This window comes from Shigella sp. FJ200513 (genome assembly GCF_040495915.1).
Taxonomy (GTDB): domain Bacteria; phylum Pseudomonadota; class Gammaproteobacteria; order Enterobacterales; family Enterobacteriaceae; genus ECMA0423.
In genome coordinates, this window is record NZ_JBDYCV010000092.1 from 1 (window position 1) to 14472 (window position 14472).

The 14472-nt window shown below is 51.7% G+C and carries 7 protein-coding genes and 2 pseudogenes; 1 reads left to right on the plus strand and 8 read right to left on the minus strand.

Going from position 1 to position 14472, the window contains the following annotated elements; genetic code table 11:
* Position 1: 1 nt before the first annotated feature.
* Positions 2 to 58 carry an IS1 family transposase gene (locus ABZJ92_RS16675; protein ID WP_003032489.1) on the plus strand — a complete coding sequence of 19 codons (57 nt, stop codon included), beginning with the start codon at positions 2 to 4 and terminating at the stop codon, positions 56 to 58.
* Positions 59 to 170: 112 nt separating this feature from the next.
* Here the strand turns inward: ABZJ92_RS16675 and ABZJ92_RS16680 are convergent, their stop codons facing one another.
* The 8 genes and pseudogenes from ABZJ92_RS16680 to ABZJ92_RS16715 form a co-directional block, all read right to left on the minus strand.
* Positions 171 to 2174, minus strand: coding sequence for a hypothetical protein (locus ABZJ92_RS16680; protein WP_001087240.1), 2004 nt, complete (start codon positions 2172 to 2174; stop codon positions 171 to 173).
* Entirely contained in the window at positions 2171 to 3307 is a 1137-nt protein-coding gene (locus ABZJ92_RS16685) for a VWA domain-containing protein (RefSeq protein WP_025745375.1), read from the minus strand. Before ABZJ92_RS16685 ends, ABZJ92_RS16680 begins: the two co-directional genes overlap by 4 nt.
* Positions 3300 to 5579 carry a DUF5682 family protein gene (locus tag ABZJ92_RS16690; RefSeq protein WP_001294428.1) on the minus strand — a complete coding sequence of 760 codons (2280 nt, stop codon included), beginning with the start codon at positions 5577 to 5579 and terminating at the stop codon, positions 3300 to 3302. The genes ABZJ92_RS16685 and ABZJ92_RS16690 overlap by 8 nt, the downstream gene beginning before the upstream one ends.
* Positions 5580 to 5589: 10 nt before the next feature.
* Positions 5590 to 6678 (minus strand): ATP-binding protein, encoded by a 1089-nt coding sequence (locus ABZJ92_RS16695; RefSeq protein WP_001302026.1) that lies wholly within the window; start codon positions 6676 to 6678, stop codon positions 5590 to 5592.
* Positions 6679 to 7219: 541 nt separating this feature from the next.
* Positions 7220 to 7627: a hypothetical protein gene (locus ABZJ92_RS16700; RefSeq protein WP_000636931.1), complete on the minus strand. Its 408-nt coding sequence runs from the start codon at positions 7625 to 7627 to the stop codon at positions 7220 to 7222.
* Between the two features lie 60 nt (positions 7628 to 7687).
* Positions 7688 to 11334, minus strand: a pseudogene (locus ABZJ92_RS16705) (DUF4132 domain-containing protein).
* Between the two features lie 9 nt (positions 11335 to 11343).
* Positions 11344 to 14398, minus strand: a pseudogene (locus ABZJ92_RS16710) (DUF4132 domain-containing protein); the annotation flags it as partial.
* A 15-nt stretch (positions 14399 to 14413) separates the two neighbouring features.
* On the minus strand, positions 14414 to 14470 hold the full coding sequence (locus ABZJ92_RS16715; RefSeq protein WP_003032489.1) for an IS1 family transposase: 57 nt from the start codon (positions 14468 to 14470) through the stop codon (positions 14414 to 14416).
* Positions 14471 to 14472: the final 2 nt, after the last annotated feature.

Sequence of the window (14472 nt, forward strand, 5' to 3'; positions counted from 1 at the left end):
GGTGGAGCTGCATGACAAGGTCATCGGGCATTATCTGAACATAAAACACTATCAGTAAGTTGGAGTCATTACCAACTGGTGACTCTCACCAGGGGCTATATAGGATATGCCTAATACCGTGGCGTGAGCAGTCCGGAACTGGAGTAGAACTCTTAGTAAAAAGCACTATTTCATCCTTGTTGCTGAAGCATGGGGAATAATTGTTCGCAAAGCAAAACACCGTTATTCATTGCTTCTACCCGTGCCTCGCTTTCTGTATTACGAAATTGTGCCAACACATGTGCCAGCCGATAAAAACCCACCGCGGTGAGGTCATTCGCCAGCAACTCTGCCTGATTAATAGCGCTCTGTTCCTGATAGCGCCAGCCGTTATGGAGCAGTTGAATAAGTAACGCCTGGCAGCGCATCAGCAACTGATGAGCAGTAGACGGCACAGGCAGAACGCTGGCAGAAGGTAGTGATACCACCACAGGCGCAGTTTCTGCGTCCAGCGCCCAGGCACGAGTCTTTGTCATCATTACCTGTGGTTCCAGTGTCAATTGCCCATCAACAAAACTGACAAAGCCAGAAACCAGACACACGGGGTCGTCTGTTTGTTGCAAAAGCGCCGCCATGCGTTCAATGGCATAAGGCGCGCTGGCTGAGGCTGGCAGTGATAACGTCAGCAGATTATCTTCACCTTCGCCGCTGATTACCTGCGCATCCAGCGTCTGGCGGCTGCTATCCCAACCGAGCGAAATACACTCAGCGACCGGCAGAATAAATAAGTTATCGACCTGATTAAGAGGCCGTATGCAGGCGGGGGGACGCTGGCGTAAATATTCCCGCAAAGCCACAATGCCCGGCTGGCGTAACGGCGCGCTCAACATTTGCCAGGCATCAGGCGACAGCGGTACAACGCTGCTTAAGCGGTTGCGGGTAGCTAACAGCAGCTCGCCATCGGCACTGCGTTTTGCTGCTTGTGAAACAATTTGCCCACCCGCCAGTGCGCCAGCCTGAAAACTAAACAGCCGACGCGTAGCTGCCGGTGAGTCTTCCTGTTCACTTCGCGGCCAACTGCGCGAAAGGTGCAAAATACTGCCGGTGTCGGGATCGGTAAACCAGATGCGTAAACCATAATGCTCAATATCCTGCCAGCAACGCATACCTAAAGACACCAGCCGCAGATGATCAAGCTTTGCTTCTCCGGCAATGCCAGAGCCAACGACCGTGCGCCACGGCACAGGAGGAACTTCACCAACACTGTCGCTCCGGGCCATCTCTTGTGCGCAATTTAATCGACTGTTTAATGCCGCAAGCTGACGTAAGCATTCTCCGGCATGATAGTGGCTGGCGCGGGCGTGGAAGGCATCAACGCTGGCGCGCAGTTGCCGTAGCGATTCACTCACCCATCGCCAGCTGCAGCGTTCCGCTGCTTGCTGCGCGCGGCTGAAAGCGGCCTCGTAGTGAATAAGCGGCTGGCTGATGCCGCTCAGCCATAATGCCTGGCTTAGTTGTTGAACATATTGACGACACGTTTTGCCTTCTTCGCTGGCAAACGGATCGTCAGATGATGTGACGTGTTCGCTGCGCATCTGCCAGATTAAATGAGTCAATTCCGCTTGCTGCGCTTTTGCCTGGACAAAGGCCTGTACTGCCAGTACGACATGTTCGCAAAGTGTGCCTTCAATACAATCACAACGGGCGAAACGAATACTGCTGCGGGAATAAAAACGCACATCGCTCATCGGTAAGCGGGCAGAGGGAATTTCACCCGGCGCACAGAACAACTCAATGGTGATGCTTTTAGCGACCAGCGCCTGTGCGCGTTTGCGGGTGGCATCGGGAAGGGTAGCCAGTTCTTCCAGCCAGATTGCCGGATCCCATTCCTCTTCTTTTCCCGTAGGCTGGGCGGTAGCACAAAGTCGTTGATAACTTAACACCAGCATCACGCGATGACGGCACATGCCGCTGGCCCCATAGGTGCACTGAGCCTCTTTCAGTGCCTGGCCGTTCGCCAGCTGGGTACGGACACCGTCACTGAAGGTGGCGATTAAAGCGCTGTTCTCATGGCTGATTTCCGGGACGTTGCCATTTTCCAGTTCCTTAAGGCTGCGCTTAACAAAACCGGCATTGCTTAACGCCGTCAGTGCCTGCGGTGTCAGTTCTAATAATTCCGGACGTAGTGAATTCATGACTGAAGATTCTCCGCAAGCCATGATGCCAGCTCGCCCGGTGTCATGGCGGCTATTTGTGCGCCGATATTAACCAGCGCCTGGGCCGTATCGCGGTCATAGCAAGGTGTTGCTGTGCTATCGAGCGCTGCCAGTCCCAGCACTTTGATGCCGCTCTGGACACACTTTTTCACTTGGTGCGTCAGCAATGATGATGAACCCCCTTCATAAAAATCGCTCACGAGGATAATGACGCTTTTTGCAGGTTGTTCAATAAGTTGCCGACCATACTCCATGGCACTGGCGATATTGGTTCCGCCGCCTAATTGCACTTTCATTAATAACTCTACCGGATCGGCAACGTCTGCCGTGAGATCAACGACGCTTGTGTCAAACGCCACCAGATGGGTACGAATGCCGGGTAACTGCCATAAACAGGCCGCCATCACCGCAGAGTGGATCACCGAATCGACCATCGATCCGCTTTGATCAACCAGTAAGACCAGTTGCCATTGCTCGCTTTGGCGTTTAATGCGGCTGTTAAAGCGGGGGAATTCGATATACAACTTGCCGTGTTGCGGGTGCCAGTGTTGCAGGTTGGCGCGCAGAGTACTTTTGAAATCAAAGTTTCGCGCCAGTGGAATAAATGAGCGGCGACGACGATCGCGGACACCAGAAAAAGCCTGACGAACTTCCTTTGCCAGTCGCGCCATAATTTCTTCCACAACCTGGCGCACAATCCTGCGGGCGGCAGCCAGTACTTCGGGGTTCATCAGATGTTTGGTGTGCAAAACGGCGCGTAGCAGGCTTTCGGAAGGCTGCATACGTTCCAGCACGTCGAGATTTGTCACCACATCTTCAATGCCGTAGCGCAGTACGGCATCGCTTTCCAGCCGCTCAATCACCTGTTGCGGAAACAGCGTGTGAATACTGTTGATCCACTCAGGAGTGGTGAGATTTGAGCCACCTAATCCACTAGAGCGTTCACCACGCTGGAGCCGTTCAGGATCGCGCCCATACAGCCACTCCAGCGCGTGATCTATCTGCCGGGCGTTGTCATCCAGCCCACAAAGCGTCGTTTCTGCCGCTTCGCCAAGAATTAATCGCCAGCGTTGTAGCTCACGGGTGGTCAGAAGATCGTTCAGTTCAGACATGGAAAACTCCCCAGTGTTGCAGCGATGCCAGTGCCTGCTGTTCGAGTTGTTGATGATGTGCAATGGCTTGCGGTGGACAATGCAACGGCATTTGCAGTGCCGAAACGGGAAGTTGCGCCAGTTGATAATGCTCAAGCACCTGATGCGCCAGCGTCCCGCGTTCTCGTGGCGGTAGCCAGGCCATTGCCGCGCGTAAATCGGGCAGGGCATTGGTAAAATCGGCATCACTTAGTTGATTTAAATGACTGCTGAAACCGGCGATAAATGCCGGCTGACAGGCCAGTTGATGACGGGCTAATGCCAGCAAACCGTGCAGCGCCTCGCCGGATTGTGCCGGGGATAACTGCGCCAGCATCGTCAGCGCCGCTTCGGCACTAGCGTTGGGATGTTCCAGACGCATCAGCGCACCAAGAGTCGCGCCGCGATCCAGTGCCAGGACATGAATCGCCTGACTGTGTCGCTCCAGCAAGGCTACCGCCGCAGAAAGCGAAACGCCGGGGAGTTGCACACCGCTATGTAGATCGCGCAGGATATGACACAACGCTTGCCAGCTATGCAAGTGAGCGTGAAACTCCTTTTCATCCGGTCTGCCGTTGGATTCACACAGCCACAGCGTGCGATCGATAGCCGCGCATAACGTCGTTTGTAATATCTGCGCGCCTTGCATACCGCTAATTTCATCCAGCCGCCATAAGGCATATAGCACTTCCAGCGCCTGGCCCATTTCGGCAAATTGATTTTCCTGGGCGATTAATAATGTGAGTTGCTCCAGTAATTGTTGACTGAAGGACGCCAGACCCGCTGACGCCGCTTGGCTAAGACATGTGGTAATGCTGCCGATTCCACCCGCGTCCAGCATATCGGCTTCTAATTTATGGCGTGCGGCTTCCAGGAGTGTGGCACCAAAGCAGGCGGCCTCAATCAATGCCGCATGCTGGCTAAGCGGGCGGGTTAATTTCCAGCGTTCTTCACCGTTGCCTGCAAGTGTCAGTGTGCTTCCCTGCTGGCGTACAATCCCTGGGATCTCCAGTATTGCCAGCCGATGTAACACCTGACTTTGCGCTAGTCCATTGGGGTTAAAGCGATTTAAGGTAAGCTCCGCCGGAAGAGAGATTGCGGTACGTTCCAGTTCGCAAGTGACATCTTTTGGCAGAGGCGGTTGTGGCGTAGAAGGGGCAAGTTTACCGAATCCGTCACCCGCTAATGTGTCTATCAACGTTAGCAGAATCGGATCGGTATCGGGATGAATAACGCCGCGATAGCTCCACGGCAACGGCGCATTCAGGGCTTCTTTAATCAGCGATCCTGCTATGGCATCCAGCCAGTCAGTGCGTAACGGTAGTGTATGACCGCGCAACTGTGCCAGTGCCATCGCATGCAGATGAGCGGCAGCCATATCCGCGGTCGAAGCAGGCAACTTGTGCTGGCGCAAACGGGTGAGAACCGTTTTTAGCAGTTGTTCTCCCGCCTGCTGTAAGCCCCACTGCCAGCACCAGTTTTGCCAGACCGGGGCAGGCATTCCTGAAAGGTATCCTGCCAGCACATCAAGGCGCTTTTCACTGTAGGGGGTGAGATAACAACCTGTAACGGCATCTGCCAGCGACGGCAATTCTGGCGTGTTAATTACCTGCGGACATTCGCGCCACATTTTTGCCAGTGCCGGAGCGTGCCAGCCACCGCAGACAACTAACACGTCGCCATTATTTTGCTGCATCGCCCATCCAATCCAGCGGGCCATAAAGGCTTCGCGCTGACGATTTAGAGCATCGCCGGGGGAGTCGCCCCGCAGTTGGGCAAAATAGTGCGCCAGTGCAGAGGGTAATGCAGTTTGCTGGCTTTCATCTTCGAACAAGTGATCCCACAGGGTGTCGCTGTTATCCATGCGGGTGGCACGCAGCAGCAAGGTCTGGCTTTCCTCTTGCGTATCAGGCGAATCGTCCTCTTCTTCACTCTGCGCCCAGCAAGGCAAATCGATGAAGTAAGTTTGTGCCTGAATACGACGATCGGCTTGTAGCGCCTGCCACTCCGGCGAAAATTCAGCAAATGGCGTCCAGGCACCACGCCCGGGGGCTGCACCGTCCTGATACTGGCAATAACTGTAAATAGCTACCGGAAGCTGGTGGGCTAAAAACAGTTCGTCTACCCGGTCATTAAAATCAGCAGGGCCTTCAATCAACACGTATCGTGGCCGCTGGCTTTCGATTAACGATTTCACCAGCCGGGCGCAGGCCGGACTATGATGCCGGATGCCGACAATTAACGGCTCGCTCATGCATCTTTCCTCACGGCAGGCGGTGGCGGGCTTGATAATAAGCCTGCCAGTGAGCTTCTTTATGTGTGGCGACACGCTGTTCGAAGTAACGGCGCAGACGAGCGCGATCTTCTTCGTTATCTTTGACGATGGTTCCGGCAATGCAGTCCACCAGGTCGGCTGGCTCACCTGCGCGATTCGCTAAAAACCAGGCGCGGACGCCTACGGCGTGGGCCACGTTCACGGCTTCAGCGGTGGACATAATCGCTGTTAGTGTATCCATTGACGTTTTCTTTTCGCCGTTGGCACGCAGATCGCGGAAGGTGCGGACCAGTAACTCCAGTACCGCGTCAGGCACTTTATGCGGAATACCGCTATGGGCCAGCAAACGCGCCGAAGCACTGGCGACAAGCTCCAGCTCCTGGGCGAAATCCATAATCGGAAAGACAGTTTCAAAATCGAAGCGACGCTTTAGCGCAGCACTCATTTCATTGACGCCGCGATCGCGGGTATTGGCAGTGGCAATAATATTAAAGCCTTCTCGCGCATAGAGCTGACTGGCTTCACCAGTGAGTTCCGGCACCGTCATCACCCTGTCAGAAAGCATACCTAACAGACAGTCTTGCACTTCCAGCGGTGTACGCGTTATCTCTTCAAAACGGACGATTTTGCCGTCGCGCATTCCCTGGTAAAGCGGGGCAGGGACCAGCGCTTCCGTTGATGGACCATGATTGATAAGCAGGGCGTAGTTCCAGCCGTACTTGATTTGATCTTCGGTAGTAGATGCGCCGCCCTGGATGGTTAACCCGGCATCGCCGCTAATAGAGGTTGCCAGTAATTCAGACAGGAGAGATTTTGCGGTGCCAGGTTCCCCCACCAACATCAAACCGCGTCCGGTGGCAAGAGTGACTAACATACGTTCGACAGCGGAGGGACTAATCACCACTTTACGGCTAATATTTTGCGCGCTATCGCCAAGGATAAAAGCACGGGCCGCAGGCAAACTTAACTGCCAACCGGGCGGGCAAGGTGCGTTATCATTTTGTTTTAATTTTGCCAGTTCATCGGCGTATAACACAGCAGCAGGCGGACGCTGCAGATGATTATTCTGCGGTGACATATATTCATCCCTGAAATGTATTAATGAAATAAACGATATTTTACGCGCAATAAATGTTTGGCGCATTAGTTGTTTGAGCGAAAAATATCTGGAAAGCAGATCACAGTAAATAAAAAAAACTGCTGGTGAGGCAGGTTCTTTTATTTACTATTTTCAGGCCTAACACCACTGCCTGTGCAACATCGTGTTCCAACGAACGAATTATAACCACCTCTGGACAGTGTTGCAATTAAGATAATGAGATTTATAATCCTGACTGTTGGGAAGTTGCGCCGGATCGAACCTATTTCAAGTCCTGGCTACCGGACGGGTGGTGCCGCAGGTAGTGCTCTGATCCGGAGTGCAACATGGCGACTCAACAAACGTAAACCAGTATCGACAGGCAGTGTAAGGGTAAGGTGCTGGTGTTGTGCTCCTTAATAAGGAGAGCGGATGGACACGCTGACACAAAAGTTAACCGTGCTCATTGCTGTACTGGAGCTATTAGTGGCTCTGTTACGGTTGATTGATTTGTTGAAGTAACGGGCAAATTGAAACGCATCTAAGGGGGAATACCGTTCCCCCCTTTAATAAAGCTATACTCGTCATACTTCAAGTTGCATGTGCTGCGACTTGAATTATCTAGAGTATATAATTCTATTTGTTGGTTGAATATATTCTGTAGTTTACAATTAAAAATTACTATTACAGGTTCAGGTGATTCGCCTCGTAATTTTTGCTCATCAATAAACTCATCTCTTATATAAATCAACGCATCATTTATTAGCGGGTCAACATCCTCTCGATCACGTTGATGAAATGTTGGACGTAGCCGGAACCGTTCCAGTCGGTAGACGGAACCTGTAAATAATTCAGAGCATTTATGGATCTCAAGTCTGAAGGAAAACGGATCTTCAGGTACAGGGACCTCATAATCGTAAATAGCAACCAGCTCTTTTTGCACGATCATCGCTTTCCCCGCTGGTAAGTCGTGTAGATAACGGGCAGTCGCATCACTGCCCGCTTTGTTTTAATGGAAAATGACGTCAGGTGCGCTTAACGCCTCACTCAAATCAAACACATCAAGTTCGGCAAAAGTGACGGATTTATTGTCACGGTACACTCGAAGAGAACGGAAGCTCATTAGCGCTTTGCTATCAACATTGTAGTGGTTAAAACCGGGTGAAAACTTAAGGACCAGCCGGTACTCACCCAGGTCATAGACAAATGCGTCCTCATAACCTGACTCCCAGCCTTTGTATCGCATTCCCATAAGTTGCCCAACGGTAGCGGATTTACCTTCCCAGCGAGTCAGGCTGTTACTGGTTGACTCGTCAGGTGTGAGCAGCACCGTGCGGCGCGACAACTGGCGAAAAGGCGGCATAATTTCGTAATCGGCAAAAAGCTGTGCAAATTCACTGCGCATTTCTGCTGTCATTTCTAACGGGTGGGCAATGCCAATCAGAGCGTCCGCAGGCAGGTCAATTGGCTCATCTTGCGCATTGCAGAACTCCCCCTCTGCGGCCACACGAAAGGCGTTGAGTAAACGACGCGGTTCATTTGCCGGATAACCCCCCATATTAATCGCTGGGTAACCAGACGGGTAAAGGGATGATTAACAAACAGAGAATGAAAATCTGCCAGCGACCAGCGTCGGGTGGTACGTAGGGCAGCTTCAAGACGCGGGAGCAGGTTTTTGCTCACCTGAGTAGCATCTTTTTTTAACCCTTTTAGTCGGGCCAGTGCCTCGGGCGCTTTCAGTTGATCGTCATCGGCGCGCAACCGGGGAACACTTTTCTGGCGAACGTTTTGCTGATCAAAGATAACCGGGTTGAGGTTTTCATCGAAGCGAACGGTAAACTGCCGGGGACCAAAATCAAAACTCAACGCCTGCGGATCATTAAGGCCCAGTGTTGGGACTAATCTGTCCGCTAACTCTTCCTGGCTTAGCCCGCGATTTTCTGCGACTACCTGAAGAAATTCCGCCGCGTTATCACGTAAGGGGCGGGATTTCGCCCGTTGCGATATATGATGCAGCTGCATCAGCGCCATATCATTATTCATCAGGGTAAGGATGTTCATGCCACTGACCGCACGGGCAGATTTGCCTTCTTGTGGCCAGGCGAGGATATGTGTCGTTAGATCCCGTGCCGTGCTTTCGTCACCAAAGAGACTTAACGCCAGAAATGCCCAGTTGTCTTTTGCGGGGGCACCAGCTTGTTGCCACGCAGTGAAGAGATCCCAGGCAAAAGCTGCCAGCGTTTGTGGCTGGCAGAACGTTTTCAGTTGTTCCAGCCCGCTATAAAAACGTCCCCCCTGGGTAAAGCGCAGCATTTCGCCGATAATTTCCAGAGCGTCATCGGTAACAGGTTGATTATTAGTGATAAGGCGCGGCCTGGACCACATTTGCGGATGCCAGAAATCAGGGGCTTTTGGAATGCGTGCCGGGTAAATCTCTATTGGACTCTGTTTAAGTAATTGTTCCAGGGCAGGCCATAGATCTGTACGCTGCCAACGATTGGCTACAGTTTGTAGCCATTCGCCATGCCCATGTTCGTAAAGTAAACGCAGGGCAAGTAATGCAGCTTCGCTTTTATCGCTAGATTTGGTGAAGACAAGAGGGATAAGTGCAGTAGCCGTATGTTCCGGCCATTGTAAAATCCACTGGCGAGCCAGATTACGCTGGCCCGCAAAAAGGTGCCAGACGCGGGCAATGGGCAGGGCCAGTTCTGTTGCGCCGAAATGAATCAGCAGCGGAAATATCTCTTTTGGATGTCGGGCAAAGGCGGTGTTTAATCCAGGCAAAGCATCGGTACCCAGCACACTTAACAAATATTCCACCCCGGTGTAATGAAAATCAGCCTCGACAATTTGTTGCCAGCACGATACCGCCATTTCGCGCGGCATCTGCGCGATAAGGTACAGATTCCAAATCCCCCAACGCTGTTCATTACCATAGTAAAATCCGTGCTGAAAAGTTCGCCACCCTCCCATCAACGCAATGCTATCTTGTGCCAGTAATGCATTGGTGGCGTCTTCCCGGTACTGTTTAGATTTGGCCTGATGCGCGTGATAAGTACGCAATAGTCCTATTGATGTGTATTCTTGCAGTTGCTGAGCATCAAAGGCATCCAACTGTCCATTAAGAAGACGCTTATTAAATTCCAGGCTATGAACGTCAAAACCTAATTCCCGCAAGAAGATATCCGCTCCTCTCGTAGCAAGACGTTCGTCAAAAGACATGGCGCTAAAATGGTCAATTGCAGTTTGCTGTTCCGGCGTCCAGTGTTTATTCGGCGACCTGTACGTTTGCGGTGCAAGCGTAAGATCAGGCAGCGAAAAGTGACGTATGGAAGTCTTTTTCTTTCTCCCACGCCATGGTGGTGAAACGAGGATTTCAGGCATTTGGCTGTTATCGGTGCTATCAATAACTGGTTTGGGCGGTGCCGATAAATAACTATTCAGCACTGCCCGGGCTTGAGTACTTAACCACGGCATCACTTCTGCTGCCAGTTGTGGCTGCGATGCCATCAGCGTTTGTAACAGCGTACGCCAGTATTCATCTCGAGCTTTTTGCTGTGCAGGCAGCTTTTTGTCTTCGATGATTGGATAACCTGGGCGGGCTGGTGGTTCTTTTAACGCCAGCAGTTCTGCCAGTGCGGCGAGTGTCGCATGGGGGAAGTTTTTACTGTATTTAGCCACACGTTGCAGGCTGGGTTTGTTTTTATCAGCAACTAACAGCAAGGTGCGGATGACTTGCGGATGGTTAATTTGTACCAGCAGACTGCCGCAATCTTCTTTATGGGCATATATCGCGAGGCGCGGAACGACTGCCAGTCCTTGTTCGCGCAAAAGGGCAGCGCAGGCCGCGTAGCCGAAGTGGTTTTCATGCGACATGTAGCTGGCTTCTCGATCGCTAAATATATCCTGGCTCCAGTAGCGTTCGAGTTTTCTCACCGCTTTGGGGTCAGTAGCAACAACTTTTAACCACTCCTTAGAATGAAAATGAGTCCGCGGGCATTCAAGGCTTACCAACTCATTGGCGATTTCTGGTTTTTCGGGGAGGATCAGCGCAATAAAAGGGCGGCGAACTTTGGTTATTCCTGGCAGTGCGGCAATGAGTTTGTCGGCGCAACGCTGCCAGCAGCTTTCCTCTGCCAGAGAGAGGTGTTTACGCAGTCGGAGATCGAATTCGTTATAGGTTTCTGAGCGATAACCATAGCCATAGTCCTCGTTCTGATACTGCAATGTGACTACCAGAGGATCACTCTCATAACACCGTGCAATAAACTGGCGTGCAATCACCACCTCAGTCGCATATTCCAGCCCCTCTTGTTGGACGATTTCGTCGAGCAACTGTTGGTTGTCATTTTGCGCGATAAAGGCTAGTGCCGCCATTGTGCGGGCCGGGACTGAGGGTTTGTGTTCGCCGATCAAGTTGATGGCCTGCGTAATGGCGGACTGCCACTCCGGTGAAAAATTTTCATAACGCCAGACAATGTTTTTTTTCTTCTCAGCTTTTTGTAGCAATTCATCACCCAGTGTCTGAATGATGCTTTCAGTGATAACAGGCACTGGTTCGCCCGGCCAATTGCGATGACTGAGTGGTGTTTTGCCTTTTTTATATTTCAGTTCCAGTTGGGCGTTATCCGCCAGCCACGGTAATTCCTTGTCCATGCTCTTTCCTTATTCAAACAGGGCTTCAATATCGTTAATTAGCTCGCTGGCGGTGATGGCATCGAGTACGGAGAACTGCGCTTCCTGTGTTGAATTACTCCCCCAGCCATAGCTTTCCGCTTTGCCTTCCCATAGCCACAGCTTGCTTAAGAGCTGCTCAGCGCTAAGTTCGGCTGGTGATATACCCACCGCAAAACCTTCGTCGATTTCCATGATTAACGACCAGCGACCGAGAGGTTTGATCATCCAGCCTCCATCCTGTGGTTCGCCCTTTATCCAGCCTTTATTTGCCAGCCCCATGACCCGGCCGCTCGGGCATTTTCTGCCTGCCCAGCGGGTCAGTTCGCTGGCGTTGCGCTCGGCTTCTGTCAGGGCGTAACTGTTACGGTCAAGCTGACGGAACGGTGGTAGCAGTTCGTAGTCGGCAAAAAGCTGACCAAAGGCGACAGCATCCGTCGGTGATATTTCCAGAACGTGAGGAATGCCGATAGAGATATCGCCTTCCGGCAGGGTGAAAAGATCATCGTCAGCGGTGCTGTAGCTGTTATCTTCCGCTACCCGGAAACAGGCCAGTAGCTGGTTGTCGGCGCTATAAACGCCCCAAATCAGACGGCGGGTTAAGTGGCGAACCAGCGGATGCACAACCAGGAAGAGTTGGAAGTTTTCCGGCGACCAGCGGCGACGCAGGCACATGGCGGATTCAAGCCTTGCTACCTGCTGGGCCGCGACGGTACGCGCATCTTTTTTCAGCAATTTGTAGCGGTTAACAGCATCGTTCGCCTGTGACTCATAATCGCTTTTGTTTGGTTTTGGCAGGTCTTTCAGGCGGCTGCCGGAAACATCACGCACAAACGGTTTTAAGGTTTCATCAAAGCTGACGGTGAACTGGCGTGGGCCAAAATCCAGCAGCAACGAACCGTTATCATCCAGACCGAGATCCGGTGCTAACCGATCTTCAAGCTCCGCTACCGTGAGTTCGCGGCTCTCGGCAATGTCGGCAATCTTTTCTTTTGCCCGCTCCTGTAATGCTTTGAATTTCAGTTTCTGAGCAATGCCGTTAAGCTGCATCAGGGCGATATCACTACCGATAGCGGCGAGAATATCCAACCCAACGGTGGCGCGTTTATGCTGGGATTCACCAGGCCAGGCGCGTATTAATGGCGTCAGTTTGCGGGCGGTGTCATCGTTACCGAGAACGCCTAACGCAGTGAACGCCCAACTCTCTTTCGACGGCGCGCCAGCGGTCTGCCAGGCGGTAAACAGATCCCAGGCAAATTCAGCCAGAGAGTCAGCGGTACAGGCGTCTTTCACCTGCAATAATCCCGGATACAGAGCCTCTTCCTGAGGGAAGCGGAGCATTTCGCCGAGGTGGAGGAGGGCGTTATCTGGCAGTGATTGGGCGTTTGCTTTTAATACCGGGCGCGTCCAGATCGATGGCTGATAAAAGGTCGGAAGAGTGGGGATTTTTGTCGGGTGATTATCTAAGGGATCGAGCGCAAGCAGAGCGTTCACCGCGTCTGTTACTTCCGACTGGTTATAACGCCGGGCGATTTCTTGCAGTAATGGCTGATGACCGTTTTCGGTAAGCATACGCAAGGCAGCGCGGGCGTTATCCTGTGCTTCACCGGCTTTGCCGAGCGCCGCAGGCAGCAGGCCGGTAAGGGCATGTTCCGGGTATTTCAACAGCCAGGTGCGGGCGTTTTCGCGTAGCGTTTTGAGTTTGTTGAAGGCACGGGCGACGGCAGGAGCCAGCTCACTCGCTGCGAAGTAATTCGTGATGGGCAAGGCTTCCTGTGGATAGCGTGTAATTGAGTTAACTAAACCAGGTAAACCTTTGAGTCCAAAATGTAACATGGCGTATTCGGTATCGGTATGTGGAGATAGAGTAAGGGCATTCCATGCTTTTACTGCTTTCTCCAGCCTCCAGCGGCAATGTTGTCAAAATCCCCAACTGCCAATAATGCCCGGTAGGTGAATGAAACACCTTAAATTCACTTAGTAAGGTTGAATAATCTTCATTTAGCCATGCCTCAACTACCGCTTCGGGAGCTTTAATATATGTACCAGCGATCCGTCGTTGAAAACCCATCCTTGCCAACAGGTTGGTAGTACTTTCTTCATGGCTAACCGTGATGTGTTTTGAATACCAGATATATTTCGCCAAAAGTTGATTACTGATTTCTTCTGTCAGATAACAGATTGGCTCGATGCCTAATGGCGCTAAATCCAGCACCGGAATCGGCGATTTTTTCTTTTTCGAAATCCATGGTGGGGAGACTACTATGGCTGGCAGTAGATCGGCGCTGGCATGGTTTGAGGGCTGTGTCAGTTGGTGCTGGCATGATTTCAGCACTGCAACTGCGGGTGTCGAAAGCCAGGGAATGACCTGTTCTGCCAGTGCTGGTTGCGAGATAAACATCGTCATTAGCATAATGCGCCAACTATTCTCTTCTTTTTGCACTAGAAGTTCCGCCAGTGCTGCCAGTGCTGCGTGTGGGAACGCAGCGCAGGCTTTCGTCATTCGATCGTGACAGCGTTTAGTATGCCCGGCTACACGTATAAGCAGTGTTAATGCGAACGGATGATTGATATGACGCAACACATCGGCGCAGTAGTCACTTGCGGCATAGGGAGCAAATCGGGGCAGGGCTGCAACACCTTGCTCCTGTAATACGGTGGCTGACCATATCGCACCACAATAGTAATCATCAAAAATGGCATATGGCTCGTGATATTTTTCTAATGAGGCAAGAATGTGCTCATCAGTCGCCACTATTTTTAACCACTCAAGCGAGGGTAATTTTTTTTGCCCCAGTAGATGCTGGGCAATTTCATGTGCAATTTCTGGTTTTTCGGGTAATAACAAAGCAATTAATGGTTGCCGCCATTCTGGAATATGTGGAATTGCGGCAATAAGTTTTTGTGCACATTTTTGCCAGAGAGACTCTTCCGCCAGTGATAAATGTTTACGTAGGCGTAATTCAAATCTGGAATATTGCTCCAAGTAGTCAGGTGCAATGCCAGACGGCAGAATAATAATGACATTATTCGCATAATCCCATTTGGTAATGACTCCAACTTACTGATAGTGTTTTATGTTCAGATAATGCCCGATGACCTTGTCATGCAGCTCCACCG